The following is a 26,045-nucleotide window of genomic DNA, read 5'->3' as shown; positions in this document are numbered from 1 at the left end:
CTAGCCGCGATGGCGGACGCGGTCGCGGCCGAGCCCGGTCTCGTCGAGCAGGCCCTTGCGCTTGGCGTGGTAATAATAGCCGCTCTGATAGAGCTTGTCGGCCTGGTCTTCATTGCCGTCGGCCACCATCCAGGCGCCGCGCAGATATTTGACGGCGAATTTGAGATTGGTCTCGGCGTCGAGCAGCCCGTTGGCCGGGCCGTCATAACCCATGCCGCGCGCGGTGGCGTGCTTGATCTGCATCAGGCCCCAATGGCCCCTGTTATAGGCCAACGGATTGAAGGTGCTTTCGCGGTTGACCACGCGCCGCACAAAACTCTCCGGCACCTCGTAAAGGGCGGCATATTTCGCAATCAGCGCGTCGATCTTGCCACGCGAGGCAAGGGCCGGACTGTCGGGCACGGCATAAGACGACGGCGTGAAGCTTTCAGGCGCGACATCGCCGAGCGAGGCGACCTGGAAGCTCCCCGGCACCGGTGCTGTGGCCGGCAGTGCGTAGTCGGCGATGGTCGGTGCTGGCGGAAACTTGCCGAACAGTTTTGGCGCGTTGGCAGCGATGATGATCTCGCCGCCGGCCATCGGTACGCTCATCGGGTCGACCGGGACCTTGGCGATGGCAGCAGGCGCAGCGCCCTGTGCGGCAGCTGCCACCACAGGTGCCTTGGCTGCATCGGGCGTCTTGGCCGCTTCGGGCGCCTTGGCTGCCTCGGCAACAGCCGCAGGCGTTGCGGGTGCTTCGGCCGCTGCGGAAACGGATGCTGCAGCAGGCGCTTCGGCGGTCAACGTCTCGGTTGCTTGGGCGGCGGCAACAGTCGCAAGTGCTGAACCTGCAAGCGGCGTATCGGTGCTGGCATATGACGTCGGCACCACGGCCACAGTGTCAGGCAGCGACAGGTCGATCTCGGAGGCCAAGGCCACGTCCGCGCCGGTCGAAAGGTCGGTGCTGAGCGCCGCCGTATTGGTCTGGCAGCCAGACAGCAGAGCCGTCGCCAGTGCCGCTGAAATCAGCAGGTGGGTCTTTATCGCCGGCAAATGCACACTCTATTAATGATTTCGTCCCGCCAACTTCTTACAACACAGCATGAGTCCGGGCAATCCACAGGCGGCTGTGGTTTTCGGGTGGCATGCGGTCGCAGATCATGCGAAAATTGTTCTTGATTTGTACTGACTGGCCCGACTTGTACTAACTGGGAAAGGAATGGCCGTGGACACCGCAATCAGCTTCCCCCTCCCCGGACATGCCGTCTTCGAAACCGCACTCGGCTTCATGGCGCTTGCCTGGAGCGACGCCGGACTGACGCGGCTTTGCCTGCCGGAAAAGACCCATGCCGCTGCCGAACGGCGCCTGCTGCGCCTCGCCGGCGCCAGCAATGCCGCCACTGGAGATCGCACGCCGCCATCATGGATCGCCACGCTGATCCTAGACATCAGGCGATATGCCGAAGGCGCGGATGTCGATTTCTCCGACGTGCCCGTCGATCTCACCGGCGTCGACGATTTCCGCAGGGATATCTATGCTGCGGCCAGAAACCTCCACCATGGCGAAACCACAACCTATGGCGGGCTGGCGGAAAAGGCCGGCCGCAAGGGCCTGTTTCGCGAAACAGGCGCAGCCCTCGGCGCCAACCCGATACCGCTCGTCATCCCGTGCCACCGTATCCTGGCGGCGGGCGGCAAGATCGGCGGTTTTTCGGCCACCGGCGGCTCGAACATGAAGGAAAAGATGCTGGTGCTCGAAGGCGTGCGCGTCGGCCCGCCTCCAGCCACCCAGGCATCGTTCGGGTTTTAGTGTCGACGCCTGAAGAGGAAGAAATCGTCGCGGTCGATCTGCTTGCATTTATAAACCGGGCAGGATTGCGTATCGGCCGTCGGCACCCAGGCCCGCTCGGCATACTGGCCGGTCGGGCAGAAGCTGTCATCCCTTACATAGCGGTCGTAGCGCTGCACGCCCGAAGTCGGCGAGCGCCACTGCAGGATGGCAGCGCCCTGATTTACGATCGTGCCGCGAGTTTGAGCGCAACTCATGCTGGTCGAGGTATAGCGCGAGGCCGCCTGTGCCTCGGCCGCAAGCATCGTCAGGCAAACGGCTAGAAGAATGGTTTTCATGGTGACCTCCAAAAGCTTCCGGCAGCGGCGCCAACGCCACGCAGTATAACACTTTTCGCCCGCCATGGTTGCGTAGCATCTTGAGCCGCTGTCGCGCGGCCCTGCCCTGACAAACGGATCGAAGGCACAAAAAAATCTCGGAAACCGCAGGCACTATCTGTCGAAGAAACGCTGAATAGCCTTGCAGTGGCGAACCTGGCAAGATTGCGTGTCGGCCGCAGGCAAAGAGGTGATCTTTGCCTCCTGATTGACCGGGCAAAACGAATCGTCGCGCACGAAGCGATCGTAGCGCTGCACGCCCGACGTCGGCGACACCCAGCGCATGATGGCGGCACCCTCGCCACGTATGGTTTGCTGCACCCGGGCACAGCTCATGCTGGTGGAATTGTAGCGTGAGACCGCCTGCGCTTCGGCGGCAAACAGCGTCAGGCACGCGGCGAGCAGAACGGTTTTCATGATAACCTCCCAACATGTCAGGCAGGCGCCAGCGCCACGCGAAACAATACTCTTCTCCCGCGATGATTGCATGCAAATTGGAACCAGCTACATGCCTCCTCTATTTACAGGGGCTTGCATTCTGCGCCGACTACCCTTATATCCGCGTCGTTGATATTTCGGCCGACAGATCCGTGCCCCGCGACACTCTCGCGTTTGCAGACGTCTATCTCCAAAATTTCGATACAACAGATCGGGCATTTTGCTTGATCGAGACCAACTGCAAACGACTAAGGATTATCGCAATGGCAACTGGCACCGTTAAGTGGTTTAACGCAACCAAGGGCTTCGGCTTCATTCAGCCCGACGCAGGTGGTGCGGACGTGTTCGTCCACATCTCCGCTGTCGAGCGTTCGGGCATGGGCTCGCTGGCCGATGGCCAGAAGGTTAGCTTCGAGATCGAGCAGGACCGTCGTACGGGCCGCTCGTCTGCTGGAGCTTTGAAGGCAGTCTGATTTAAGGCGCGCGGGAGCGAAAGCTCCAATTGCGTTGCAAGTCACGGATGTACTGGCGGCCGCGCGACAAGCGCGCCGGAACCAAGACCTGAAGGACGATGCGGCAGATTGCCGTGAGCCTCGGGTCGAAGGGACCAGGATCAGCTGCTGACAGCGGAAGGCGGGGTTACACCCCGCCTTTTTCTTTTGCGGACAGGTTCAAGATCGCGAGACCCGCCTTGATGTCTGGACGCAACAAAGAAAAAGGCCCGAAGAGATCCGATCTTCGGGCCTTTTTCTTGCGTGCCGATAGCAGGCGTCAGGGCAGCCAGGTCACCGGCACATGCCCCTTGTCTGCCTCGATACGCGCCAGCCAGGCCTTCACCGCCGGAAACGCATCGAGGTCATAGCCGCCAACGGTTGCGTCATGGGTGTAGGCATAAAGCGCGATATCGGCGACGCTCATTGCGCCACCGGCCAGGAATGGCGTCTTTTGAAGCTGCGCTTCCATCACGCCCAGCGCCTTGTTGCCGCTTTCCAAAAGCGAGGCCAGACGCTCCGGCGTCGCCAATGCGGCACGCTCGGGATAGGTCATCAGCGAGCGACGCACGGCGATATAGGGCTCATGGCTATACTGTTCGAAAAACAGCCATTGATAGACCAGCGCCCTTTCGTAAGCGTCGGTCGGCAAAAGCCGCGTGCCCTCGGCCAGATGCAGCAGGATCGCATTCGATTCAGCCAGGAAGCGGCCGTCCTCGAGCTCGAGCAGCGGCACCTTGCCGTTGGCATTCTTGGCAAGGTACGCGGCTGATCGCGTCGTGCCGTCGCGCGAACTGGTCTCGACATGGGTGAACGGCTGGCCAAGCTTGGCCATCAGCAGGCGCGGCTTGTAACAATTGCCGCTGTCGGTCATTCCGTAGATCGCAATCATTGCACCCGCCCTTGGTTCGAGTGCGATTATCGTCGTGCCGGCGCGTCGATCCAGCGAATTATTCTCCAGCGAAACATCAGCTTTCGTGATGTTTCGCCAAGTCTCATCCAACAAGCCTTATCCAAACAGCGGAACGACCACGCATTCGCCGCGACGATATTGCGACGTCTCGCGCGGCCCCTCGGCAAAGACGCTGCCAACCAGCATTGCCGGTTCAAGCAGATCGCCCTCAAACAGGTCGACACCGGCATCGAGCGCGATTTCGAGACGGCTTTCGCTGTCGATGCCTTCGACAAGCACGTCGGCCCCTAGTGCCTTCAGCTCTGAAACGACGGGGCGCAACAGGCGCCCAGTCGCGGCATCCGCGCAAAAACGCTCGAACGAAGCCCGATCGAGCCGAACGATCTCGGGCATCACGCGCTTCACCGCATTGCCGTCGGGCTGCTGAGCGCCATGATGGCCAAGGGCCACGCGCATGCCGAGCGCACGCAGCGCGCAGGCAAGGTTTTCGTCGCCGTCGATCTCGCAGATCAGCTCTGAAGCCTCAAAATCTTCGTCGGCCAGACGCTTGACCATGAAGCGCAGATCCTCCAGCGACGACTCACCACCGTTGATGTCATGCTTGAACAGCAAAGCGACACCCTCAACGCCAATATTGTGCACGTTGGCCAGCGGCAGCACTTCGCAGACACGCCCGATGATCGCGCGGTCTTCAACAGTTACCTCGGCAAGGAATTCCGCCATCGCCACGGGCTGGCCCTTGCGATGCGGCACGACCTGCCCATCCACTGCAACCGGCGTCAGGCGGCCCAGCTCATGCCTGAAGATCGGCTGAATGGTGCAGCGCAAGCGGAAATCGCCATGCACGCCAAACTCCAGGCCAACCTCATCGGCGACAATCTTTGCGGCCAAATCCTGAGGCAACGCACCAAACCCGAAAAACTCGTCACTCATGCAATGTCCTCTTGCCGAAGCTTCGGCTTAACCTCGGCGCGCGACCTGGCACCGTTTCGGCATTTCCGATTACCTCCGGATCCGCCATCTGCTGTCCGGCGGCTTGAGGGGCCACCGGTTCGAAAAGGGAAAAGTTGGCAGGCACGATTTCCGGCAACGCCAGAACGAAACCTTGCACCATCGATGCGCCGGACCGCTCGGCAAGCTGCAGCTGCCAGCTCTCCTCCAGCCCCTCGAAGACCGTGCGGATGCCCTTCTCCTCGAACTTCGTCACCATTTCCTTGAGCAGGGCAAAGCCGGCGCCCGATTCCATCAGCCGGCCGATCCAGTGCGCATCGAACTTGACGATGTCGGGCTTGATGTCCCTGATCCGCTTGATGTCGGATTCGTCCGAGCCGAAATCGTCGACCGCGATGCGGAAGCCGTTCGACTTGAGCACCCTGACGAAATCGAACAGCGCCTCTTCGGAGGCGGGCTTCTTTTCGGTGATCTCGCAGACGATGCGGCGCGGATCGATGCCGGTTTCGTTCAGCACCTTGCGCATATCGCGCAACGCGTTTTCGGAAATCGAACGGTTGAGGAACACCGAGGGATCGAAATTGATGAAGATCGACGCTTCCTTGGGCAGGAACGCCGCCGCGTTGAGCAAATGCAGCGTCCGCGTCAGCGTCTCGACCTGCAGCCGCTCGGCACTATCCACCATGCCGAAGAAAATGCCCGGCGGCACAGCGTCCTCGCCACGAAACGGCCTGATCAAGCCTTCATAGGCACCGACCAGCAATCGGCCCGACTGAAAGGTGAAAATCGGCTGAAACGCGCTGCGCAGGGCGTGAACGCCCCAAACGCCGGACACAGATCCGTCGTCGTGCCGGATGATATGGGCGAGCCCGATGCTCTTCGACACGGTCCGTCCTATTCCGGAATGCTGGCGAAATTGCTCCGCCAAAATCTCATCGAAGATTTGATCGCCGGTTAACGGAATGTCTCAAACTTGATTGAACGGCAGGCAATCGTCTGTTTATGCACAGCTTCCGCACGATGCTGGCCCAGCATATCGGCAGCGCCAAAGGCGTCAATCCGCTTGCGATTCCCCGCGTCATGCGACAATAGAAGCCCGCGGTCGCGCGACCGCGTATTTGCGAACCGGAGACCTGAAGTCATGGCCTTTCTTGCCGATGCCCTTTCCCGCGTTAAGCCTTCCGCGACCATCGCGGTCACGCAGAAAGCGCGCGAGCTGAAAAATGCCGGACGCGACATCATCGGCCTTGGCGCCGGCGAACCCGACTTCGACACGCCCGACAATATCAAGAACGCGGCGATCGAAGCGATCCGCCGCGGCGAGACCAAGTACCCGCCGGTTTCCGGCATCATGCCCTTGCGCGAGGCCATCGCCAGGAAGTTCAAGCGCGAGAACAATCTCGACTACAAGCCGGAGCAGACAATCGTCGGCACCGGCGGCAAGCAGATCCTGTTCAACGCCTTCATGGCGACGCTGAACCCCGGCGACGAAGTCGTCATCCCCCGCCCCTACTGGGTCAGCTATCCCGAAATGGTGGCGATCTGCGGCGGCACGCCGACTTTTGCCGAGACCAGCATCGACAACGGCTTCAAGCTGACGGCGCCCGCACTCGAAAAGGCAATCACGCCGAAGACGAAGTGGCTGGTGATGAACTCGCCGTCGAACCCCTCGGGCGCGGCCTATAGCGAGGCCGAGCTGCGCGCGATCGCCGACGTGTTGCTGCGCCACCCTCATGTCTGGGTGCTGACCGACGACATGTACGAGCACCTCACCTATGGCGATTTCGTCTTCAAGACCATCGCCGAGGTCGAGCCGAAGCTCTACGACCGCACGCTGACCATGAACGGCGTGTCGAAAGCCTATGCCATGACCGGCTGGCGCATTGGTTATGCGGCTGGTCCGATCCAGCTGATCAAGGCGATGGACATGATCCAGGGGCAGCAGACCTCGGGTGCCTGCACCATCGCGCAATGGGCGTCGGTCGAAGCACTCAACGGTCCGCAGGACTTCATCGCCAAGAACAAGGCGATCTTCCAGAATCGCCGTGACCTCGTCGTGTCGATGCTCAACCAGGCGCGCGGCATCACCTGCCCGTCGCCTGAGGGCGCATTCTACGTCTATCCATCCTGCGCCGGACTGATCGGCAAGAAGACCCAAGCCGGCGTCGTCATCGACGGCGACGAAACCTTCTGCAGCGAACTGCTTGAAGCCGAAGGCGTGGCAGTGGTGTTCGGTTCGGCTTTTGGCCTCGGTCCCAATTTCCGCATCTCCTACGCAACTTCCGAAGCACTTCTGGAAGAAGCATGCACGCGCATCCAGCGCTTCACCGCTTCGCTGATCTGAACGCGGCCGACTGAAACGATCGGAAAACCCGGCTCCGGCCGGGTTTTTCTTTGCCGGCTGGGCGAATCGACCTGATCTTGCTACGGTTTCCTTACGGGAATGTTTGATTCTCATACGGTGTTATACATTTGCATATTGCCGTTCCGACCCAAACTCTGTTAATCTAGCGCAAATATATCCGCCGCCCTTGGCGGGGGTATGCATAGAGATCCAGAGGCAGCAATTGTATCAAGCTAAGCAGCGGCAGCAGGGGCGAAGGAGCACAAGTCTGCTCGCGCACTTGTTCTTTCTGCTGTTGCCGGTATTTGCTGCGCTGGGCGGCTCGGTTGCATCGAGCCAGGCTCACCTGATCGAGCACGACGCCGTTGTGCAAGTGTCGGCGCCCGGCCCTGTCTATCAGGACACAGGCGGCACGCTAGCGCTGCTTGCTTGCGGCGATACCTGCATCACGTTAGCCGAGTGCAGTAGCGACGGCACCGAAGACAGCGCGTTGCCGCGCATCGCCCATTCGCGGCCCATTGCCGAGATCGATATTTCTGTACCTTCAATCGATCCGCTCTTCAGCTTTTTGCGTGACAGAACGAGTGCGCCTCGCGCACCCCCAGCCCAGGTCTAACGGCGCAAAGCGCCCCACCTGCGCCGCCTGACCGGTCGACACGCGACCACAACAGCAAGCTCGTCGCTTCTCCGGTCATCCTCCCACGGGACTAAACGTCCCGACAGAATTTCAGGAATTGCCATGTCCAAGACTCATCCACTCGGATTCCGCATTGAACGCGACCTCAAGGAAGCGCTCATCAAGGCGGCCAAGGACGACCACCGCTCGGTGTCGTCGATGGTCGAAATCATCATCGCCCGGTGGCTGCGCGATCGCGGCTATCTCGTCGAAAAGGAAGAACGGGCCGCTTGAGCCCCCTCTTCTAAGAATGCCCGGCGGCGTGGAAATCCGCCGCCGGGCGCCCTTCTACGACTAAGGTCATAATCCCAAAGCAGCGATGGAAAACGCCGGCCTCCCGGCGTTATCACTTCAACGTCGTTACGTCAGGCGGATTCCCGGAGCGCAGTCTCCAGGCCCTTACCGCCGGCACTCTGGGAGGAGACATCTATGGCAATCTCGGCAACAGCCGACGCCCGCGGGCGCGGTATGACGCGAGAAGAGAAGAAAGTCATCTTCGCTTCTTCGCTCGGTACCGTTTTCGAATGGTACGATTTTTACCTTTACGGTTCGCTCGCAGCCTTCATCGGCGCGACCTTCTTCAGCCAGTATCCTGAAGCCACACGCAACATCTTCGCACTTCTGGCCTTCGCCGCCGGCTTCTTGGTGCGCCCCTTCGGCGCGCTGGTCTTCGGCCGCATCGGCGATCTCGTCGGCCGCAAATACACCTTCCTGGTCACCATCCTGATCATGGGCCTGTCGACCTTCTTCGTCGGCCTGCTGCCCGGCTCGGCCACGATCGGCATTGCTGCTCCGGTCATCCTGATCGTCCTCCGCATGCTGCAGGGCCTGGCGCTCGGCGGTGAATATGGCGGTGCTGCGACCTATGTCGCCGAGCACGCCCCCGACGACCGTCGCGGCTATTACACCTCGTGGATCCAGACCACCGCGACACTCGGCCTGTTCCTGTCGCTGGTCGTCATCCTTGTGGTGCAGACCTGGCTCGGCAAGGAAGCCTTCGCCGCCTGGGGCTGGCGCATTCCGTTCCTGCTGTCGTTCATCCTGCTCGGCATCTCGGTGTGGATCCGTCTGTCGCTGTCGGAATCGCCGGCCTTCCAGCGCATGAAGGAAGAAGGCAAGGGCTCCAAGGCACCGCTGTCGGAAGCCTTCGGTCAGTGGAAGAACGCCAAGATCGCCCTGCTCGCGCTGTTCGGCCTCACCGCCGGCCAGGCCGTTGTCTGGTACTCGGGCCAGTTCTACGCGCTGTTCTTCCTGCAGAACGTGCTCAAGGTCGACGCCCAGGCGGTCAACATCATGGTCGCGATCTCGCTTCTGCTCGGCACCGGCTTCTTCGTGCTGTTTGGCTGGCTGTCCGACAAGATCGGCCGCAAGCCGATCATCATGGCTGGCCTGGCACTCGCCATCGTCACCTATTTCCCGCTGTTCAAGGCGCTGACCTGGGCTGCAAACCCCGCACTCGCCACCGCCCAGCAGAATGTTCGCGCCACTGTCACTGCCGCTCCTGGCGACTGCAAGTTCCAGTTCAACCCGGTGGGCACCGCGAAGTTCACCACCTCCTGCGATATCGCAACGTCCTTCCTGACCAAGAACTCGGTTCCTTACGACGTCGTCACCACAGCGGCGGCGGGCACCGCGGCCAGCGTCAAGATCGGCAACGAGACCGTCGAATCCTATGACGCGATCGCTGCCGGCGACACCGCCAAGGCCAAGGACGCAGCCTTCATAAAGGCGGTCAACATCGCCCTCCACGACAGCGGCTATCCGCTTGTCCGTGGTGCAAGCAAGGTTGCCGACCAGAAGCTGGACGCCTTCATCGCCGCCAACCCTGAGCTCAAGCTCGACGCAACCGCCATCCGCGCCGGTGAAAAGGTAACGGTCCCGGCCGCCCAGGCGATCAAGGACAAGATCGTCACCGCAGAAGAGGCAGCCAGCACTCCGGAAGTCGGCTTCTTCAACATCCCGGCCAGCGGCTCCTTCGCCATGGTCGCCGATCCAGCCGCAGTAAGTTGGCCAGGCGTCATCGCGATCCTGACCGTGCTGGTCATCTACGTGACCATGGTCTACGGCCCGATCGCCGCGATCCTGGTCGAGATGTTCCCGACCCGCATCCGCTACACCGGCATGTCGCTGCCTTACCACATCGGCAATGGCTGGTTCGGTGGACTGCTTCCTGCAACCGCATTCGCCATGAGTGCAGCAGCCGGCGACATCTACTACGGCCTGTGGTACCCGATCGCGATTGCCGCCATGACGCTGATCATCGGCACGCTGTTCGTCAAGGACACGCTCGGCACCGACCTCAACGCCAAGGATTGATCCTTAGCCACTGACGAAGAAAACCCGGCAGGTTCGCACCTGCCGGGTTTTTTATTGCTCCGGCCACCTGCATATTGCGGTGCGCCTAAAGCTCAGTTCGGCAGCGTCACTGCGGCATCAGCCGCTCCAGTTCGCCGAGCCGCTTCATCGCGGCCTGCTGCTGCAGCCAGCCATAATTGATGCCGCTGGCATTCAGCGTGCTTCCCGTCTGGAATGGAAACTGGTCGAAGTCCTGGAAGAACTCCTTGATCTTCCCCTGAATCGGCACCAGCAGCCAGATGTTTCGGGCGAGAAAGTCGATTGCCCCGCCTCCTTCCTCAAGGCCCCGTTCGTAGGGGTCCATCCTGAGATTTGTGATGAGCGCCCAGGCTGGCGTCTCCCGCACGCCGGTTGCGATGTTGCCGTGCGCGACAGCAAAGCTCAGTTTCCAGTCGTTCCAGCGTATGGCGTTGAGATTTCCGCCCTGGTCGAAATAGTAGATCGTGTCACGCGGCGGGTCCTTCGCTTCTCCCTTCAAAAGGCTGGTCAGGTCGTAGCCGTCGAGATGCACCTTGAAGGTCTTGGCGCCGGCGGCAAAGCCGCTCTTCATCTTCTCCTTGATGTCGGGCACCCCAGCCGCTGTTGCCAGTGTCGGCATCCAGTCCATCAGCGTGACCGGCTCGTTGATCTGCGTTCCCGGCTTCACGACGCCCGGCCAGCGCACCATCATCGGGATGCGGAAGCCGCCTTCCCAGGTGGTGCCCTTTTCGCCGTGAAACGGCGTCATGGCGCCATCGGGCCAAAGTGCTATCTCGGCGCCATTGTCGGTGGTGTAAACCACGATGGTGTTTTCCGTGATGCCGAGATCGTCAAGCTGCTGCAGGAGCTGGCCGACATGGCCGTCATGCTCGACCATGCCGTCGGCATGGATGCCCTTGCCCGTCTTTCCCAGCGAATCCGGCTTCAGATGGGTGAAGATGTGCATGCGGGTGGAATTGAACCAGACAAAGAAAGGCTTGTCGGCCTTGTGCTGGCGGTCGATGAAATCCTTGGCTGCCGCCAGGAACTCCTCGTCGATCGTCTCCATGCGCTTGGTCGTAAGCGGGCCGGTATCCTCGATCTTGCCGTCCGCGCTGGACTTGATCACGCCACGGGGACCGTACTTCTTCTTGAACTCGGGATCCTTCGGATAGAAATAGCCCTCGGGCTCTTCTTCTGCGTTCAGGTGGTAGAGGTTGCCAAAGAACTCGTCGAAGCCATGCTTGGTCGGCAGGTGTTCGTCATGGTCACCGAGATGGTTCTTGCCGAACTGGCCGGTGGCATAGCCTTGGGTTTTCATCACGTCGGCAATCGTCGGCATCCAGTCCTGGATGCCATGCGGGTCGCCGGGCATGCCGATCGTCAAAAGCCCGGTGCGGAATGGTTCCTGCCCGAGGATGAAGGAGGCCCGCCCGGCCGTGCAGCTCTGCTGGCCGTAGGAATCGGTGAAGATCGCGCCTTCGCTGGCGATCCTGTCGATGTTGGGCGTGCGGTAGCCCATCAGCCCCATCGTATAGGCGCTGATCTGGGGAACGCCGATGTCGTCGCCGAATATGACAAGGATATTCGGCTGTTTTCCGCTGCCACCGGTCTGCTGTTGCGCCTGTGCGCTTGGAACCGTGGTGCCAGTTGCAAATGCTGAAACAGCAGCAAGAGCCGTACCGGAAACAAGAAGATTGCGTCGCGTGAGTTGCGGTGAGGTCAAGGACTCCTTTGGCGAAGAGGCAGGTGCAATTCCAGTTTCATCCGCATGCATGCTCATTGGGGTCTCCTAGCTACCCCCGCCCAGGACGAATTCTGGTCTAATTTTTTGCCAACTGCAACTTTGGACCGGAGCCGGACATCAACTCCTGGTCGTAGTCCAAACGCGCCTCACGAAGAGAATGGATCCAGGCCAATCCTGCGTCTCGCTTGCCCCAGTTTCAGCCCTGGCGCTACGATTCTCTTGCTCTCCCCGCAAAGCCGTGTGACGATAAGTTTGACCGGGAGGAACACCAAAAACGTCATTGCCCGCGACGGCCGAACAGGCCGGCCGCCGCATTCAGGGAAAAATGCCTGAGTGGAGGTCAGCTTTCATGGGTAGTCGCGCCGGAGGAAGACGCACGGGACCGAAGTGCATTGCCATCGTCGGTCCCTTTGCCAGCGGTAAAACCACACTTTTTGAAGCCCTTCTCGCCCGCTCGGGCGCCATCCCCAAGCAGCAGCCGGTTTCGTCCGGCAGCACCGTCTCCGACCATTCCGCCGAGGCCCGGGCGCATGCCATGAGCGTCGAGGCGGTCTTCGCCACCACCCAGTTCATGGGCGAGAGCATCACCTTCGTCGATTGCCCAGGCTCGGTCGAGTTCGCCTTCGAGGCTGAACCGGTGCTTGCCGCCTGCGACCTCGCGGTCGTTGTCGTGGAGCCCGACGAGAAGAAGATCCCCGCTTTGCAGGTCATCATGCGCAAGCTCGACGAGCTCGGCATTCCCCGCATCCTGTTCCTCAACAAGATCGACAAGGCAACATCAGGCGTGCGCGACACGCTGAAGCTTTTGCAGCCGGTCAGCCGGGCCCCGCTTCTGCTGCGCCAGATTCCGCTGCGCAAGGACGGCGTCATCGTCGGCTCGATCGACCTGGCGCTCGAGCGCGCCTACATCTACCGCGAATATGCAGCGAGCGAGATCGCCGACATTCACAGCGACGACAAGGCGCAGGAACTCGAAGCGCGCTTCGCCATGCTCGAAACCCTTGCCGACCATGACGACCAGCTGATGGAACAATTGCTCGAAGAGATCGAGCCGCCCAAGGACGCGATCTTCGACGACCTCGCCGCCGATCTGCGCGACGGCACCGTTACCCCTGTGCTCATCGGCTCAGCCGAAAAGGGCAATGGTACGCTGAGGCTGCTCAAGGCCATTCGCCACGACGCACCCGATGTCGAGGCGACGCGCAAGCGCCTTGGCGTGAGCGACAGCAATACGTCCGTGGTTCAGGTGATGAAGACCATACATACCTCGCATGCCGGCAAGCTGTCGGTGTCGCGCATTCTCGCCGGTCAAGTCACTGATGGCTCCGAACTCTGGCTCAACGCAACCGACACCGCCAAGGTCTCGGGCATCTACCGCATGCTTGGCAAGGATCAGTCCAAGCTTGCCAATGCCGCTGCCGGCGACACGGTGGCACTCGGCAAGCTCGACAATGTCGCAACCGGCCAGACACTGACCTCGGCCAAGGGCGGCACCAAGCCGCTGGTCAGCCTTGCGCCGCCGAAGCCGGTCTACGCCTTCGCGCTTCGCCCCAAGGAGCGCAAGGACGAGGTCAAGATGTCGGCGGCGATCCAGCGCCTGGCCGAAGAAGACCCCTCGCTCACCTTGCACCACAATCAGGATTCTGCCGAGACGGTCCTGTCTGGCCATGGCGAGATGCATTTGCGGGTCGTGCGCGAGCGGCTCGAAGGCCGCAACCAGATCGCCGTCGAAGGCCATGCGCCGGCGGTTCCCTATCGCGAAACCATCCGCAAATCCGTCCAGCAGCGTGGTCGTCACAAGAAGCAGTCAGGTGGTCACGGCCAGTTCGGCGACGTCGTCATCGAGATCAAGCCGCTGCCACGCGGTTCGGGCTTCGAGTTCACCGACACCATCACCGGCGGTGTCGTGCCCAAGCAGTACATCCAGTCGGTTGAAGCAGGCGCGCGCGAGTTCCTGAAGATCGGCCCGCTTGGCTTTCCAGTTGTCGACATCGCGGTCAACCTGTCGGACGGCTCATTTCACAGCGTCGATTCCTCCGACATGGCCTTCCAGATGGCGGCCAGGATCGCGATGAAGGAAGGCATGCCAAGCTGTTCGCCGGTGCTGCTCGAACCTGTCATGAAGGTCGAGATCTTCACGCCTTCCGATGCCACCGCGCGCATCATCGCGCTGGTGCCGCAGCGCCGTGGCCAGATCCTCGGCTATGACGCCCGTTCGGGCTGGCCCGGCTGGGACGTGGTCGAAGCGACAATGCCGCAGTCGGAGATCGGCGACCTGATCATCGAGCTGCGCTCGGCAACCGCTGGTGCGGCCACCTACCACGCCGACTTCGACCATATGGCCGAGCTCACTGGCCGCCTCGCCGACGAGGCGATGCAGTCGGGCGGCAAGGCTGCGTGAGAGAATTCCCATGCCGGGCGATTATGGGTCGCCCGGTACTGGCTGGCAGCCTGTTCCGCCAGCCAGGCCGCCATCACGGCATGGATTCCCGACACTCTCCGCTCGTTTCACTCGCTCACGAGGTCGGGAATGACGGCCTTCATCTGCTGTTTCCGCCAAACGCCAACGTCGAATGCTGGTCGAGGCGATACCTGCGTTCCGTCATTCCCGACCTCGTGAGCGAGTGAAACGAGCGGAGAGTGTCGGGAATCCATGCCGTGACGGTGACGGTATCAATGCCCTTGGCGAATCCCTTGGGTTCGCCCTGCTGGACCACGAAGCCCACCGCTCGGTCATTATCAAAGTCTCGTGAGCGCTGCCCGACGAAGAAACATTCCCAGCTCGCATGCGTATGTAAAGGTATTACCGTTGATTTCGCATCCGGCCCGGCCGAACTTGCGGCCTGGCTGAGGGGAGAACCACTGACGGCATTCATACACCGCCGCCCATCCTGGGCGATTTCGGAAGCCTTGGCCACGCCCGAAGAGATATTCCTCAACCGCCGCACCATTCTCGCCGGCATGGGCCTTGGCCTCGCGGCCGCTGCCCTGCCCCGGGCCGCACGCGCCGAGGATGTCGACCCCACCAGCGATCTCTATCCCGCCAAGCCGAACGCAGCCTACAAGCTCGACCGTCCGCTGACGCCCGAAGAGATCAACGCCAACTACAACAACTTCTACGAATACGGCACCTACAAGGAAATCGCGGCCAACTCCCAGATGCTCAAGACGCGGCCGTGGGAGGTTCAGATCGGCGGCCTCGTCGACAAGCCGATGACGCTTGCCATCGACGACCTGATCCGCAAATTCCCGCTGGAGACGCGGCTTTATCGCCACCGCTGCGTCGAGGCCTGGTCGATGACCATTCCATGGAGCGGCTTTGCGTTGAAGTCGCTGGTGGCGCTTGCCAATCCGAAGGCAGACGCCAAATTCATCCGTTTCGAGACCTTCCTCGATCCGGACATGGCGCCCGGCCAGAATGACTTCGTCTATCCCTGGCCCTACATCGAAGGCGTCACCATCGAAGAAGCTGCGCTCGACTTGCCCTTCCTCGTCACCGGCGCCTACGACAAGCCGCTGGCCAAGCAGTTCGGCGCGCCGCTCAGGCTGGCGCTGCCGTGGAAATATGGCTTCAAGTCGATCAAGTCGATCCGCAAGATCGACTTCGTCGCCGAACAGCCGGTCGGCCTGTGGGAAGCGATCCAGCCGAGCGAATATGGCTTCTGGGCCAATGTGAATCCGGAGGTGCCACACCCGCGCTGGAGCCAGGCCAAGGAGCGCGTGCTGGCCACCGGCGAACTGGTGCCGACCCAGCTGTTCAATGGCTACGCGGCCGAGGTCGGCCAGCTCTATGCCGGCAAGGACCCGGCCAAGCTCTACATGTAAGCGGCAAGATCAGGCGAGCGTCAGGACAAATCAAAAGCGGCACTCGAGGAAATCCTCGAGCGCCGCTTTTTGCGGACCGTTCCGGGGAGGCGGGACGGCAGGTCCGCCGCTTCGTGGCCAACGTTTTGTTCCGTTGGCAATCTGCTGGACGCGGCGCGTTGCCTAAGCCTGGCACGTTCGGGTGATGCCCCCATCTCCCGGCGCGCCAATCACCGCGTCCACCTAAAAGCTAGGCGTGTCAGAGGCTTCGAGGAACGTTACCGGGGGTTACATGTCACTGTTACGCGGGCCGCTCGGAACGTCGGCCAGTGTCTCGGAGGCGAATTTCGGTAAGGGGATGCCCCGCTGCAACGGGCGAGAACATCCTCGCGCGTCCAAACAGATGGATGCGGCTCCAGCCTGAATTCAGGCAACAAAAAAGCCGGATCCAAGAAGATCCGGCTGAGTTTGATTGGAAGTGCCGATTAAGGCGAACCTCCAGAGGGGAACACTCAAGGGCGCTAATGGGAGGAGGAACGCGCCCCGGAGATGATCAATATATGTGCTCATCATGCCCAACAAACAAGCATCTATTTTGCATCGCACGCATGCAAAAAGACGCAGGCTGTGGTCCAACAATGTTAGAAGCCGAATAGGACCAGATTTCATGCCAAAAATCGCCTGTTTTCGATGCTGCAGCGCACGCTAACAGGCCATTTCCCAACAAAAACCCGAAGAAATCTACGCTGCAGTGCGATGCTGGCAAAGCGGGCACGACACGATCATTATTGATCATTGTTGCAGCGGAAGCCAGGCCAATAGGCAGCATGCCTGGGTTTCAGCCCTGCTGATGAAGAGGAGTGCACGCTTGCGCAAACCATCCGCCATCCTCGGCAGCGCCGTCTTCTTCGTTGCCGCACCGGGCGTGGTCGCCGGCCTTGTGCCCTGGCTTTTGACCGGCCGCTACGGCCTGCCCCTGGCACCCTGGCCGCTCGTCATTGCGGGTTCATGCCTCGCAGCCATCGGTCTTGGTGTGCTGCTGCATGCCTTCGCCCGTTTCGCGCTCGACGGCCTGGGCACCCCTGCCCCGATCGCGCCAACCGACAGGCTGGTGATCGGCGGTGTCTACCGCCATGTCCGCAATCCGATGTATGTCTCGGTGGTGTCGGTCATCCTCGGCCAAGCGCTGATCTTCGCCCACTGGCCGCTCGCGGCCTATGCCGCGATCATGGGGGCTACCATGGCAACCTTCGTGCGCATCTACGAGGAGCCGGTTCTCGCCCAGCGCTACGGCACGCAATACGAAACCTACCGCGCCAATGTTCCCGGCTGGCTGCCGCGCCTCACGCCCTGGCGTGGCGCCTAAAAAGCCCAGCTCCGCGCCTTGGCGATCACAAAGTCGCGGAACACATGCAGCTTGGCTTGATCGCGCATCGCATCGGGATAGGCGAAATAGGTGTCGAAGGACGGCACCTCGGTTTCAGGCAGAAGCTGCACCAGCCCGGCATCCTTGCCCACCACATAGTCTGGCAGCATGGCGATGCCGGCACCGGTCTGCACCGCCGTCTTGATCGACAGGATGTCGTTGATCTGCAGCGTCGGCACGCGCTGGCCGCCTTCAAAATCGCCCACCGTCTCCAGCCAGTTGAGCTCGCTCAGATGGGTCGGCACCGGCACGCCGAAAGTGACGATGCGATGGTTTGCGAGATCGCCGATGGATTCGGGCTTGCCGTATTTGTTGACGTAGGCCGGCGAGGCATAGAGGTGGAAATGCACGGTGAAAAGCCGGCGCTGGATCAGGTCCGGCTGCTGCGGCTGGCGCAGGCGGATGGCGCAGTCGGCCTGGCGCATGGTCAGGTCCAGCTCCTCATTGGCGAGGATCAGCTGAATGTGGATGTCGGGATAGAGCTCGAGGAATTCCTGGATGCGTTGCGTCAGCCAGCCGGCGCCAAGGCCGACAGTCGTCGTCACCTTGAGCACGCCTGAGGGCCTGTCCTTGGCCTCGGTCAGGCGGGTCTTGATCGTCTCGAGCTTCATCAAGACGTCATGCGCCGTACGAAACAGCATCTCGCCCTGTTCGGTCAGCACCAGCCCGCGCGCATGGCGGTGAAACAGCGGCACGCCGATGTCATGTTCGAGCGCACTCACCTGCCGCGAGATCGCCGACTGCGACAGCCTCAGTGTCTCCGCCGCATGCGTGAACGACCCAGCCTCCGCCGCTGCGTGGAACACGCGCAACTTATCCCAATCCAACGCCATTTTTCCCCTCTTATGTCAGGCGTTTGGTCGGCCTATTCGGCCGCTTCGCGATGCACTTCAATTCCGGCCAGGTACTTCTCCGCCTCAAGTGCCGCCATGCAGCCCAGGCCTGCCGCAGTCACCGCCTGGCGGTAGATGTCGTCGGTCACGTCGCCGGCCGCAAACACGCCCGGAACGTCCGTGCGCGTCGAGTTCGGCGCCGTCCAGAGATAGCCGTTCGGCTTCTGCTTGAGCTTGCCGACGAACAGCTCGACCGCCGGTGCATGGCCGATCGCCACGAATACGCCGTCGGTCGCCATCTCGGTGATCGCGCCGGTGTGCACGTTCTTGAGCCGGACACCGTTGACTGAAGGCGGCATCGGCTTCTGCGCCGGGGCACCTACGATCTCTTCGACGGCGTGATCCCAGATCACCTTGATATTGTCCTTGGCAAACAGCCGCTCCTGCAGGATGCGCTCGGCGCGGAAATGGTCGCGCCGGTGCACAACGGTCACCGTCTTGGCGAGATTGGCGAGATAGAGCGATTCCTCGACCGCCGAATTGCCGCCGCCGACCACCACAACATCCTTGCCGCGGTAGAAGAAGCCATCGCATGTCGCGCATGCCGAAACGCCAAACCCCTGGAACACCTGCTCGCTCGGCAGGCCGAGCCATTTGGCCTGGGCGCCGGTGGCGATGATTACGGCGTCTGCGGTGTAGACAGTGCCGGAGTCGCCCTTGGCACGGAACGGCCGCACGTCGAAATCGACCTCGGTGATGATGTCGTTGATCATCTCGGTGCCGACATGTTCGGCCTGTGCCCGCATCTGTTCCATCAGCCAGGGGCCCTGGATCGGCTCGGCGAAACCGGGATAGTTTTCAACGTCGGTGGTGATCATCAGCTGGCCGCCCTGCTGCATGCCGGCAACGAGCATCGGCTTGAGCATGGCGCGCGCCGCGTAGATCGCCGCCGTATATCCGGCGGGACCCGAACCGATGATGAGAACTGGCGCATGTTTGGCGGACATCGAAGGGCCTTCATGGTCATTGGAAAAAGCAGCACCCCGTCAATACAGGCTGCGGATCGTCCCTAATCTAGGTGTTCACCCATACCCCGCGCAAGGCGGCAAGATGTTACTCCCCCGAAAGCTTGACCTTGGCGCAACCTGCCCCATGGCGAGCACCGATTTCTGCGCTTGGGCTTCCCAATGGCTGCGAGTAGTTTAATTACGTGAATGCGCAAGATTCTTGCGCGAGTCCCGGAGCAAACATGCCCATCAAGGCCGATCTCGACGCCATCGACTGGAAGATCCTGCGCGAACTTCAAGACGATGGGCGGATGACCAATGTCGAACTGTCGCGCCGCGTCGGCATCTCGGCGCCGCCTTGCCTGCGCCGCGTCAAGCGCCTCGAGGACGAAGGCATCATACAGCGCTACCGCGCCCTGCTCAACGCGCCGGCACTTGGCATGGACGTGGTCGCCTTTTGCCTCGTCGGTCTCAATCGCCAATCCGAGGTCGACCTCAAGGCCTTTGCCGACCGCACGCGCGGCTGGCCCATCGTGCGCAGCGCCTGGATGGTCTCGGGCGAATCTGACTTCATGCTGCACTGCCTCGCCCCTGACCTCGGCACGTTCCAGACCTTCGTCATCGAGGAACTGACCTCTTCGCCGAATGTCGACACAGTCCGCACGGCACTCACCATCCGCCAGGTCAAGGATGACGGGCCGGTGGCGATTTAGCCGCTGCTCACGGCCATTGGCTGGCTCACTACGAGGATTGGTTCCCCTCTCCACCCAATGTGATCGGAACCGAGCGGAATACCGACTCGCGCTTGAAGATACGGGCGGCCTTGCGCAGGGGAGCCATGATATCTCGTCCGACGCGCTTGATTTCCCGCCACACCCTGGCCATGCCGCGCAGCCTCACGGATTTGGGATGGTTGCGATGGAAGCGCAGCCGCTCGCCGTCGATCTGGCTTGAAAGCCCGCTGCCTGCTTTCGTCTTCACGCCGGGTGCTGCCATATGCTGCACACAGATCGCGGGACTGAGCTGCAGCACAGTCAATTCGTCCAGCAGTCCGAGTTCGCGGGAAAAAAGGATCAGGTCGACCGGCTCGCAATGCTTCGCCGTGTAGGCAAGCAGCTGCACGGCCACCTTTTTCGAGATGAAATAGCCGGCGGTGCCGAAATGCCGCGACTTGAGCCGCCTCAATTGGTGGCCATGTGGTTGCCCCCAGACGGCAGCCGACATTTCGAGCTCGTTCAAGAAGGTCTCGGCCTTCACCAAATCCGCGCCCTTCGGAATCCAGTTCGCGCCCCGCAAGAACAGCGGCGCGTCGGCTGTAAGATGGATGTCGTCCTCGGCCACGAATGCCCACTCGTCGGTGCCTTGGACAATCAGTTCCCAGACCTTGCGATGGCTGAGCATGCAGCCGATCTCCGGCGGCGACAGCGACTTTTGACCGGAGGAAAGAGCGCGCCAGCGATCCAACTCGGCCTCATCCAGCCTGGACGCATCGACCGCCGCCACGCGGATGAGATCGAGCCCCTTGCCATCAATCTGCTGCCTGAACCACGACAGCCGCTCGGCGGCCCGGTCGAGGTTGATCAGGTAGATCTTCATTCGCGCTCCCCACCCGACGCGTACTAGCCGTTCGCCCACACCAGGTCATAGACCTCGCGCAGCCCAGCCGCCTCGTTCTCAAGCCGAAACCGCTTGGAGACGTCCTCAAGCCCGGCAGCGCCATGCGCTTCGGCAAGGGCCGGATCGGCGAGATAGGGTCGGATCGCCTCACGCAAGGCGACGCCGTCGCCAGCGGCAACAAAAGCGCCGGTCACGCCTGGTGTGACGATCTCAGAGTAAGAGCCGGCATCGCTTGCAACCACGGCCGTGCGCGAAGCCATCGCCTCAAGCGGCGTCAGGCCAAAGCCTTCATTGCGTGATGGCGCGACGTAGAGGCTCACCCGCCGGTACCACACGGCAACGTCGGGCACCTCGCCAAGCAACAGGATCCGCTCCGAAAGCCCGGCTGCGGCGATCCGCTGCCTGAGTTCGTCGGCGAAGCCCTTGTGCTCTGATGTCACCCGGCCAGTGATGACAGCCGTCCATTCCGGATGCTGGGGCAGAAGCGATATCATCGCGTCGACGAACAGGTCGGTGCCCTTCGAATGCCGGACGCGGCCGAAGCAACCGATGGCATATCTGCCGGGCAGGCCGGCAGCGGCGAATTCATCGTCAGTCGTGCGCGGGGGATGGAATTTGTCGAGATCGACCCCGTGCATCACCACCTTGTACGGCACTTCGAGAAAACGCCCCGACAGCCGGCTCGTCGCGATCACGCCGTCCATCTGGCGGATCAGCCATTTGGTGAAGGCCCTGTGGTCGCGCTGCGCGGCGGAAGTGAACACCAGCCTGAGCTGCGCCCGAAAGATGTGACGAAGGACAAGCCCGGCCACCATCTCTGTGTTGCGCCGCGCGTGCCAGATGCGCGGCCGCCTGGAAGCCGGCCGCTTGAGCAGCGACGGCAATTGCCACCAGCGCATCGTGGGCAGGGTCTCGGGCAGGCCGGGCCCGCACACGGCAATACCGAGATCGCGCGCCTGTACCGGCACCAGCTGCACGATGGTGCTGGTGACGCCTGAAAGCCGTTTTTTGAGATTGGGCGCGAGCACCTCGATGCGCGCCATGTCGACCGCGCCGGATTGTTCGGCGCGGTCAGCAGTCTCGATCTTCTTTGCCTGGTCCGGCATGGCGACGGCCAATGCCGTTCCGCGCCTCAGATGAACTGCACCTGGACGATCTCGTAGCCACGTGCGCCGCCCGGCGCGTTGACCTCGATAGCGTCGCCCACTTCCTTGCCGATCAGCGCGCGTGCGATCGGCGAGGAGATCGAAATGCGACCCGACTTCACATCGGCTTCCTGGTCGCCGACGATCTGATAGGTCTTCTTTTCCTCGGTGTCGTCGTCGAGGAGAACGACCGTTGCGCCGAACTTGATCTTGTCGCCATTGAGCTTGGTGACGTCGATCACCTCGGCGCGCGCGATATAGTCCTCGAGTTCGTTGACCCGGCCCTCATTGAGGCTCTGCGATTCTTTCGCCGCGTGATATTCGGCGTTCTCCGAAAGATCGCCATGCGAGCGTGCCTCGGCGATGGCCTCGATGATGCGCGGACGCTCTTCCTGCTGGCGCCAACGCAGCTCTTCCTTCAGCGCGACGAATCCACCCGCCGTCATCGGAACCTTGTTCATAGTCGACCTCTCCTGGCCTTTGCCGCGCGGCTTGCCTGTTGTTGCCGCGAGACACAAAAAAGAAAACGGTCCGGCAGCCTCGGCTAACGGAACCGTCTCACCTCTATCTCCGGCGAATATAGCAATCCTGTCGCAGAATTCACGTCAAAAAATTCGTTTACCACCACTGAGCTGTTTGTAGCGAAAACCTGGCGCCGCTTTCCTTCACCCGCTTGTGATTGAAACTGCACCGCTTTGATGCTCTGTCATGGTTGCCACTCCCGCCTTCGCACCTATGTCGGAGCAATGACCTTGAAGCCCTTTCTCTACGCGCTCGCCTTCATGCTTTTTGTTTCGCCAGCCCTTGCCCAGAGCCGCGATTTGGACACGCAAAAGGTCAAGGTTCGCGCCGATGTCGTAACAAAGGACCTCGAACACCCCTGGGGGCTCGCCTTCCTTCCCGATGGTGGCGCTCTCGTCACCGAGCGGCCCGGCCGCATTCGCATCCTCACCAAATCTGGCCTGTCAAAACCGGTGGCAGGCGTGCCCAAGGTCGCGGTCGGCGGCGAAGGCGGGTTGCTCGACATCGCGATTGCCAGAGATTTCGAAAAATCCGGCACGATCTTCTTTGCCTATGCCGAGCCGGGCAAAGGCGGCGCCAGCACGGCGGTCGCCCGCGCAAGGCTGGTGCGCCGCGGCGCCAATCCCCGCCTCGAAGACGTCAAGGTGATCTTCGCCGTCGCGCCCAAATCGCAAGCCAGCGTGCATTTCGGCTCGCGGATCGTCGTCAACGACGATGGCACGCTGTTCATCACGACAGGCGACCTTGGCCAGCGCGACCGCGCCCAGGATATGCACGATGCCGCAGGCGCGGTCGTCCGCATCAAGCCCGACGGCTCGATTCCCGCTGACAACCCCTCGCCCGACGGCAAGAAAATGGCGCCCGAGATCTGGTCGAAAGGCCACCGCAACATTCAGGGCGCGGTCATCGATCCGGTGATGGGCGGCCTGATCACCGTCGAACATGGCGCCAAGGGCGGCGACGAGGTCAACCATCCCGAGGCTGGCAAGAACTACGGCTGGCCGGTCATCACCTACGGCGTCGACTATAACGGCAAGAAAATCGGCATCGGCACCGCAGCACCCGGCTACGAACAGCCGCTTTTTTACTGGGATCCTTCGATCGCGCCTTCAGGTCTTGCGAGCTATCAAGGCAAGATGTTCCCCGAATGGAAGGGCGACCTTTTGGTCGGCGCGCTGAAATTCGAGCTGTTGAGCAGGCTTCACCGCGACGCCAAGGGCAAGATTCTGAGTGAAGAGCGCATGTTCGAAGGCGCGTTCGGCCGCATCCGCGACGTCGTCGAGGCGCCCGACGGCTCGGTCTGGCTTTTGACCGACGAGGACAATGGCATGATCATGCGCCTGTCGAGGGCGGATTAGGGGAGTAAGGCAATAGGGCAGTAAGGCAGTAGGGCACATTCCGCTACTGCCCTATTCCCTTATTGCCCTACTGCCTTCCCGCCTTATTAGCCCCTCAAATACGCCTCGATGTTTTCCTCCAGCATGCCGTATTCGCGGCAGCCCTTGCCGCAGCGCTTTTCGATCTCCGATAGCTGCACGCGTGCGGCGGCAACGTCGCCGAGCATCAGATGGGCCTCGCCCATATATTCGCGCACCAGCGTGTAATCGGGATTGTTGCGCAGCGCTTCCTGGTAATAGCCAAGGCCCACCAGCACGCGTCCTGCCTTGCGGTGGGAATAGCCGAGATAGTTGAGGATGCGCGGGTCGGTCTTGTCGGCGGCAAGCGTCAGCACCTTGATCGCCTCGTCGTACTTGCCGTTCATGGCAAGCGCGCGCCCGGTTTCATAGATGCTGTTGTCGTCGAGCATGCCTGCCTTGGCAGGTTCGCACTTCTGGGTCTTCTTGTTGTAGATGAAACCAGCTTTGCACGCAGGCGGGGTCGAGCCACCGCTGTCGGCTGCAAGCACCGGCGCTGCAAACAACGGCAGCGCCACCACGGCACCTGCCACAAGCATCATATATCGGGACTGCATAGCCACCTCCTGAGATTGCCCTAACGTAAGCTAACGCATTCCAGGTCGGATTTCATCCGGGTGAGATGCAATCGGCACCGAGGGACGGCGAGCAATCGTCGCCATCCCGTCGGAATAAAGCCTCACCCCTTCAGATAGGTCTCAATCTGCTCCGACAGCAGGCCGTATTCGCGGCAGCTCGTCCCGCAGCGCTGTTCAATTTCGTTCAGCTGCAGCCGCGCACCGGCGACATCGCCAAGCGTCAGGTGAGCTTCGCCCAGGTATTCGCGGACGGGCATGTAGTCGGGATCGTTGAGGATCGCTTCCTGATAGTATCCCAAACCGACGAGAATCCGGCCGGCCTTGCGGTGGGAGTAGCCGAGATAGTTGAGAATACGCGCGTCGGTCTTGTCGGCGGCAAGCGTCAGCACCTTGATCGCGTCGTCATACTTGCCGTCCATGGCGAGCGCGCGACCAGCCAGATAAAGGCTGTTGTCGTCGATCATGCCCGCCTTGGGCCGCTCGCATTTTTTGGTTCTTGCGTTGTAGATGAGACCTGTACGGCACTTGACCTGGGTACTACCGCCGCCACCGCCGCCGCCTCCCCCACCGCCACCACCTCCTCCGCCTCCACCGCCGCCGCCATCAGCCGATAGGACGGGAACTGCGAACAACGGCAGTGACACGAGCGCGCTTGCCAGAAGCTTCAGATATCGGACTTGCATGGTTAACCTCCACCATTGGGCCCCTCGGCAAGGTCAACGCGCTGGCGGCGGCAATTCGTCCGGCCAGAGCACCAGAAACGATGAACGCCCGCGGTTTTCGAGACAGCGAAAGAACCGCAGGCGCCTGGATCAAGTATCCTAGAGCATGATCCCGAAAAGTGGGTACCGGTTTTCGGAAAGGATCATGCTCCACCAAAAAGATAGAGCCCCATTCCGATTCAATCGGAATGGAACAGGCTCTAGGTCTTCACGTAGCTGTGGATCTGCTCCGACAGCAGGCCGTATTCGCGGCAGGTGACACCGCAACGATTGGCGATCTCGGTCAGCTGCGCCCGAGCGCCGGCGACATCGCCGAAGGTCAGATGCGCTTCGCCGAGATATTCGCGGACGGGCATGTAGTTGGGATCGTTGAGGATCGCTTCCTTGTAGTAGCCCAAGCCGACCAGCGTTCGCCCGGCCTTGCGGTGCGAATAGCCGAGATAGTTGAGGATGCGCGCGTCGGTCTTGTCGGCTGCGAGCGTCAAAACCTTGATCGCATCGTCATATTTGCCGTCCATGGCAAGCGACCGGCCAGCCAGGAACAGGCTTTCGTCGTCGATCATGCCAGCCTTTGGATGTTCGCATTTCTTGCTTCTGATATTGTAGATAAAGCCCGTACGGCATTTGACCTGGGCGCCGCCGTTGCCGCCGAAGATACCGCCGCTGCCGAAGAGACTGCCGCCGCTACCGCCGGACATGCCATTTCCACCGCCACCGCCGCCGGACATGCCATTTCCACCGCCGCCACCGCCGGACATGCCATTTCCACCGCCGCCACCGCCACCACCTCCTCCACCGCCGCCGCCACCTCCTCCACCGCCTCCGCCACCGGACGAAAGCACAGGAGCCGCAAACAGCGGCAATGACACGAGCACAGTTGCCAGGAGTTTCAGATATCGGGTTTGCATGGTTTAACCTCCACCATTGCGTCCCCTCGGCGAGGTCAACGCGCTGGCGT

General features: G+C 61.5%; 27 protein-coding genes. 11 read left to right on the top strand and 16 right to left on the bottom strand.

The window, feature by feature from the left end; genetic code table 11:
- Complete coding sequence (locus AC1DLV_RS22335) at positions 1 to 1,032, bottom strand: transglycosylase SLT domain-containing protein (RefSeq protein WP_476802242.1); 1,032 nt, start codon at positions 1,030 to 1,032, stop codon at positions 1 to 3.
- A 166-nt stretch (positions 1,033 to 1,198) separates the two neighbouring features.
- Between AC1DLV_RS22335 and AC1DLV_RS22330 the strand changes: the two genes are divergently transcribed.
- Complete coding sequence (locus AC1DLV_RS22330; protein ID WP_476836245.1) at positions 1,199 to 1,789, top strand: methylated-DNA--[protein]-cysteine S-methyltransferase; 591 nt, start codon at positions 1,199 to 1,201, stop codon at positions 1,787 to 1,789.
- Here the strand turns inward: AC1DLV_RS22330 and AC1DLV_RS22325 are convergent.
- Positions 1,786 to 2,106, bottom strand: a complete 321-nt coding sequence (locus AC1DLV_RS22325; RefSeq protein WP_476802241.1) for a hypothetical protein — start codon at positions 2,104 to 2,106, stop codon at positions 1,786 to 1,788. The two genes, AC1DLV_RS22330 and AC1DLV_RS22325, sit on opposite strands and share 4 nt — an antisense overlap.
- A 153-nt stretch (positions 2,107 to 2,259) precedes the next feature.
- Entirely contained in the window at positions 2,260 to 2,562 is a 303-nt protein-coding gene (locus AC1DLV_RS22320; protein ID WP_476802240.1) for a hypothetical protein, read from the bottom strand.
- 284 nt (positions 2,563 to 2,846) lie between these two features.
- Here AC1DLV_RS22320 and AC1DLV_RS22315 point away from each other — a divergent pair, with 284 nt between their 5' ends.
- The gene (locus AC1DLV_RS22315; protein ID WP_109575191.1) at positions 2,847 to 3,056 is read left to right on the top strand and encodes a cold-shock protein; all 210 of its coding nucleotides are present in this window, start codon (positions 2,847 to 2,849) and stop codon (positions 3,054 to 3,056) included.
- Positions 3,057 to 3,354: 298 nt separating this feature from the next.
- Here the strand turns inward: AC1DLV_RS22315 and AC1DLV_RS22310 are convergent, their stop codons facing one another.
- The 3 genes from AC1DLV_RS22310 to AC1DLV_RS22300 form a co-directional block, all read right to left on the bottom strand.
- Complete coding sequence (locus AC1DLV_RS22310; RefSeq protein WP_476802239.1) at positions 3,355 to 3,966, bottom strand: glutathione S-transferase family protein; 612 nt, start codon at positions 3,964 to 3,966, stop codon at positions 3,355 to 3,357.
- A gap of 117 nt (positions 3,967 to 4,083) precedes the next feature.
- Positions 4,084 to 4,920 carry an EAL domain-containing protein gene (locus tag AC1DLV_RS22305; RefSeq protein WP_476802238.1) on the bottom strand — a complete coding sequence of 279 codons (837 nt, stop codon included), beginning with the start codon at positions 4,918 to 4,920 and terminating at the stop codon, positions 4,084 to 4,086.
- Positions 4,913 to 5,824 carry an EAL domain-containing protein gene (locus AC1DLV_RS22300; protein ID WP_476802237.1) on the bottom strand — a complete coding sequence of 304 codons (912 nt, stop codon included), beginning with the start codon at positions 5,822 to 5,824 and terminating at the stop codon, positions 4,913 to 4,915. The genes AC1DLV_RS22305 and AC1DLV_RS22300 overlap by 8 nt, the downstream gene beginning before the upstream one ends.
- Positions 5,825 to 6,079: 255 nt before the next feature.
- Here AC1DLV_RS22300 and AC1DLV_RS22295 point away from each other — a divergent pair, with 255 nt between their 5' ends.
- The 4 genes from AC1DLV_RS22295 (at position 6,080) to AC1DLV_RS22280 (ending at position 10,274) form a co-directional block, all read left to right on the top strand.
- Positions 6,080 to 7,282, top strand: a complete 1,203-nt coding sequence (locus AC1DLV_RS22295) for a pyridoxal phosphate-dependent aminotransferase (RefSeq protein WP_476802236.1) — start codon at positions 6,080 to 6,082, stop codon at positions 7,280 to 7,282.
- A 223-nt stretch (positions 7,283 to 7,505) separates the two neighbouring features.
- Positions 7,506 to 7,898, top strand: a complete 393-nt coding sequence (locus tag AC1DLV_RS22290) for a hypothetical protein (protein ID WP_476802235.1) — start codon at positions 7,506 to 7,508, stop codon at positions 7,896 to 7,898.
- 123 nt (positions 7,899 to 8,021) lie between these two features.
- Positions 8,022 to 8,192 (top strand): type II toxin-antitoxin system antitoxin, encoded by a 171-nt coding sequence (locus AC1DLV_RS22285; RefSeq protein WP_476786303.1) that lies wholly within the window; start codon positions 8,022 to 8,024, stop codon positions 8,190 to 8,192.
- A 195-nt stretch (positions 8,193 to 8,387) separates the two neighbouring features.
- Positions 8,388 to 10,274, top strand: a complete 1,887-nt coding sequence (locus AC1DLV_RS22280; RefSeq protein ID WP_476802234.1) for an MFS transporter — start codon at positions 8,388 to 8,390, stop codon at positions 10,272 to 10,274.
- A 106-nt stretch (positions 10,275 to 10,380) separates the two neighbouring features.
- Here AC1DLV_RS22280 and AC1DLV_RS22275 read toward each other — a convergent pair whose 3' ends face one another.
- The gene (locus AC1DLV_RS22275) at positions 10,381 to 12,048 is read right to left on the bottom strand and encodes an arylsulfatase (protein WP_476802299.1); all 1,668 of its coding nucleotides are present in this window, start codon (positions 12,046 to 12,048) and stop codon (positions 10,381 to 10,383) included.
- A gap of 319 nt (positions 12,049 to 12,367) precedes the next feature.
- On the opposite strand from AC1DLV_RS22275, the gene AC1DLV_RS22270 reads away from it, so the two are divergent.
- Entirely contained in the window at positions 12,368 to 14,419 is a 2,052-nt protein-coding gene (locus tag AC1DLV_RS22270; protein WP_476802233.1) for an elongation factor G, read from the top strand.
- A 139-nt stretch (positions 14,420 to 14,558) separates the two neighbouring features.
- Here the strand turns inward: AC1DLV_RS22270 and AC1DLV_RS22265 are convergent, their stop codons facing one another.
- Positions 14,559 to 14,894: a hypothetical protein gene (locus tag AC1DLV_RS22265; RefSeq protein ID WP_476802232.1), complete on the bottom strand. Its 336-nt coding sequence runs from the start codon at positions 14,892 to 14,894 to the stop codon at positions 14,559 to 14,561.
- A gap of 34 nt (positions 14,895 to 14,928) precedes the next feature.
- On the opposite strand from AC1DLV_RS22265, the gene msrP reads away from it, so the two are divergent.
- Both msrP and AC1DLV_RS22255 read left to right on the top strand, forming a co-directional pair.
- Complete coding sequence (gene msrP / locus AC1DLV_RS22260; RefSeq protein WP_476802231.1) at positions 14,929 to 15,843, top strand: protein-methionine-sulfoxide reductase catalytic subunit MsrP; 915 nt, start codon at positions 14,929 to 14,931, stop codon at positions 15,841 to 15,843.
- An 847-nt stretch (positions 15,844 to 16,690) separates the two neighbouring features.
- Complete coding sequence (locus AC1DLV_RS22255) at positions 16,691 to 17,188, top strand: methyltransferase family protein (RefSeq protein WP_476802230.1); 498 nt, start codon at positions 16,691 to 16,693, stop codon at positions 17,186 to 17,188.
- Here AC1DLV_RS22255 and AC1DLV_RS22250 read toward each other — a convergent pair.
- Together AC1DLV_RS22250 and trxB are read right to left on the bottom strand one after the other, a co-directional pair.
- Positions 17,185 to 18,081, bottom strand: coding sequence for a LysR family transcriptional regulator (locus AC1DLV_RS22250; RefSeq protein ID WP_476782776.1), 897 nt, complete (start codon positions 18,079 to 18,081; stop codon positions 17,185 to 17,187). The genes AC1DLV_RS22255 and AC1DLV_RS22250 overlap by 4 nt on opposite strands.
- Positions 18,082 to 18,113: 32 nt before the next feature.
- Entirely contained in the window at positions 18,114 to 19,088 is a 975-nt protein-coding gene (gene trxB, locus AC1DLV_RS22245) for a thioredoxin-disulfide reductase (RefSeq protein ID WP_476782777.1), read from the bottom strand.
- A gap of 242 nt (positions 19,089 to 19,330) precedes the next feature.
- Between trxB and AC1DLV_RS22240 the strand changes: the two genes are divergently transcribed.
- Positions 19,331 to 19,801 carry an Lrp/AsnC family transcriptional regulator gene (locus AC1DLV_RS22240; protein ID WP_476782778.1) on the top strand — a complete coding sequence of 157 codons (471 nt, stop codon included), beginning with the start codon at positions 19,331 to 19,333 and terminating at the stop codon, positions 19,799 to 19,801.
- Positions 19,802 to 19,829: 28 nt separating this feature from the next.
- Here AC1DLV_RS22240 and AC1DLV_RS22235 read toward each other — a convergent pair whose 3' ends face one another.
- From AC1DLV_RS22235 to greA, 3 genes are all read right to left on the bottom strand, one after another.
- On the bottom strand, positions 19,830 to 20,684 hold the full coding sequence (locus AC1DLV_RS22235; RefSeq protein ID WP_476802229.1) for a glycosyltransferase family 25 protein: 855 nt from the start codon (positions 20,682 to 20,684) through the stop codon (positions 19,830 to 19,832).
- Positions 20,685 to 20,707: 23 nt separating this feature from the next.
- Entirely contained in the window at positions 20,708 to 21,748 is a 1,041-nt protein-coding gene (locus AC1DLV_RS22230; protein WP_476802298.1) for a glycosyltransferase family 4 protein, read from the bottom strand.
- A gap of 89 nt (positions 21,749 to 21,837) precedes the next feature.
- Complete coding sequence (gene greA, locus AC1DLV_RS22225; RefSeq protein WP_476782780.1) at positions 21,838 to 22,311, bottom strand: transcription elongation factor GreA; 474 nt, start codon at positions 22,309 to 22,311, stop codon at positions 21,838 to 21,840.
- Between the two features lie 285 nt (positions 22,312 to 22,596).
- Here greA and AC1DLV_RS22220 point away from each other — a divergent pair, with 285 nt between their 5' ends.
- Positions 22,597 to 23,730, top strand: coding sequence for a PQQ-dependent sugar dehydrogenase (locus AC1DLV_RS22220; protein ID WP_476802228.1), 1,134 nt, complete (start codon positions 22,597 to 22,599; stop codon positions 23,728 to 23,730).
- 86 nt (positions 23,731 to 23,816) lie between these two features.
- Here the strand turns inward: AC1DLV_RS22220 and AC1DLV_RS22215 are convergent, their stop codons facing one another.
- From AC1DLV_RS22215 to AC1DLV_RS22205, 3 genes are all read right to left on the bottom strand, one after another.
- The gene (locus AC1DLV_RS22215) at positions 23,817 to 24,344 is read right to left on the bottom strand and encodes a tetratricopeptide repeat protein (protein ID WP_476802227.1); all 528 of its coding nucleotides are present in this window, start codon (positions 24,342 to 24,344) and stop codon (positions 23,817 to 23,819) included.
- 122 nt (positions 24,345 to 24,466) lie between these two features.
- Positions 24,467 to 25,048, bottom strand: coding sequence for a tetratricopeptide repeat protein (locus AC1DLV_RS22210; protein ID WP_476802226.1), 582 nt, complete (start codon positions 25,046 to 25,048; stop codon positions 24,467 to 24,469).
- A 239-nt stretch (positions 25,049 to 25,287) separates the two neighbouring features.
- Positions 25,288 to 25,995, bottom strand: a complete 708-nt coding sequence (locus AC1DLV_RS22205) for a tetratricopeptide repeat protein (protein ID WP_476802225.1) — start codon at positions 25,993 to 25,995, stop codon at positions 25,288 to 25,290.
- Positions 25,996 to 26,045 lie beyond the last annotated feature (50 nt).

The organism is Aminobacter sp. 01T433, assembly GCF_056398585.1.
The sequence above is the reverse complement of the archived record's forward strand: the minus strand, read 5'-3'. Positions and strand labels throughout refer to the sequence as shown.

Excerpts from the sequence above, each read along its gene's own strand:
- AC1DLV_RS22250 (WP_476782776.1), bottom strand. The coding sequence starts at position 18,081 with ATGGCGTTGGATTGGGATAAGTTGCGCGTGTTCCACGCAGCGGCGGAG.
- AC1DLV_RS22325 (WP_476802241.1), bottom strand. The coding sequence starts at position 2,106 with ATGAAAACCATTCTTCTAGCCGTTTGCCTGACGATGCTTGCGGCCGAG.
- AC1DLV_RS22285 (WP_476786303.1), top strand. The coding sequence starts at position 8,022 with ATGTCCAAGACTCATCCACTCGGATTCCGCATTGAACGCGACCTCAAG.
- AC1DLV_RS22220 (WP_476802228.1), top strand. The coding sequence starts at position 22,597 with ATGACCTTGAAGCCCTTTCTCTACGCGCTCGCCTTCATGCTTTTTGTT.
- AC1DLV_RS22275 (WP_476802299.1), bottom strand. The coding sequence starts at position 12,048 with ATGCATGCGGATGAAACTGGAATTGCACCTGCCTCTTCGCCAAAGGAG.
- AC1DLV_RS22305 (WP_476802238.1), bottom strand. The coding sequence starts at position 4,920 with ATGAGTGACGAGTTTTTCGGGTTTGGTGCGTTGCCTCAGGATTTGGCC.
- greA (WP_476782780.1), bottom strand. The coding sequence starts at position 22,311 with ATGAACAAGGTTCCGATGACGGCGGGTGGATTCGTCGCGCTGAAGGAA.
- AC1DLV_RS22320 (WP_476802240.1), bottom strand. The coding sequence starts at position 2,562 with ATGAAAACCGTTCTGCTCGCCGCGTGCCTGACGCTGTTTGCCGCCGAA.
- AC1DLV_RS22240 (WP_476782778.1), top strand. The coding sequence starts at position 19,331 with ATGCCCATCAAGGCCGATCTCGACGCCATCGACTGGAAGATCCTGCGC.
- AC1DLV_RS22310 (WP_476802239.1), bottom strand. The coding sequence starts at position 3,966 with ATGATTGCGATCTACGGAATGACCGACAGCGGCAATTGTTACAAGCCG.
- AC1DLV_RS22265 (WP_476802232.1), bottom strand. The coding sequence starts at position 14,894 with ATGAATGCCGTCAGTGGTTCTCCCCTCAGCCAGGCCGCAAGTTCGGCC.
- AC1DLV_RS22280 (WP_476802234.1), top strand. The coding sequence starts at position 8,388 with ATGGCAATCTCGGCAACAGCCGACGCCCGCGGGCGCGGTATGACGCGA.
- AC1DLV_RS22230 (WP_476802298.1), bottom strand. The coding sequence starts at position 21,748 with ATGGCGCGCATCGAGGTGCTCGCGCCCAATCTCAAAAAACGGCTTTCA.
- AC1DLV_RS22315 (WP_109575191.1), top strand. The coding sequence starts at position 2,847 with ATGGCAACTGGCACCGTTAAGTGGTTTAACGCAACCAAGGGCTTCGGC.
- AC1DLV_RS22330 (WP_476836245.1), top strand. The coding sequence starts at position 1,199 with ATGGCCGTGGACACCGCAATCAGCTTCCCCCTCCCCGGACATGCCGTC.
- AC1DLV_RS22235 (WP_476802229.1), bottom strand. The coding sequence starts at position 20,684 with ATGAAGATCTACCTGATCAACCTCGACCGGGCCGCCGAGCGGCTGTCG.
- AC1DLV_RS22295 (WP_476802236.1), top strand. The coding sequence starts at position 6,080 with ATGGCCTTTCTTGCCGATGCCCTTTCCCGCGTTAAGCCTTCCGCGACC.
- trxB (WP_476782777.1), bottom strand. The coding sequence starts at position 19,088 with ATGTCCGCCAAACATGCGCCAGTTCTCATCATCGGTTCGGGTCCCGCC.
- AC1DLV_RS22215 (WP_476802227.1), bottom strand. The coding sequence starts at position 24,344 with ATGCAGTCCCGATATATGATGCTTGTGGCAGGTGCCGTGGTGGCGCTG.
- AC1DLV_RS22205 (WP_476802225.1), bottom strand. The coding sequence starts at position 25,995 with ATGCAAACCCGATATCTGAAACTCCTGGCAACTGTGCTCGTGTCATTG.
- AC1DLV_RS22210 (WP_476802226.1), bottom strand. The coding sequence starts at position 25,048 with ATGCAAGTCCGATATCTGAAGCTTCTGGCAAGCGCGCTCGTGTCACTG.
- AC1DLV_RS22270 (WP_476802233.1), top strand. The coding sequence starts at position 12,368 with ATGGGTAGTCGCGCCGGAGGAAGACGCACGGGACCGAAGTGCATTGCC.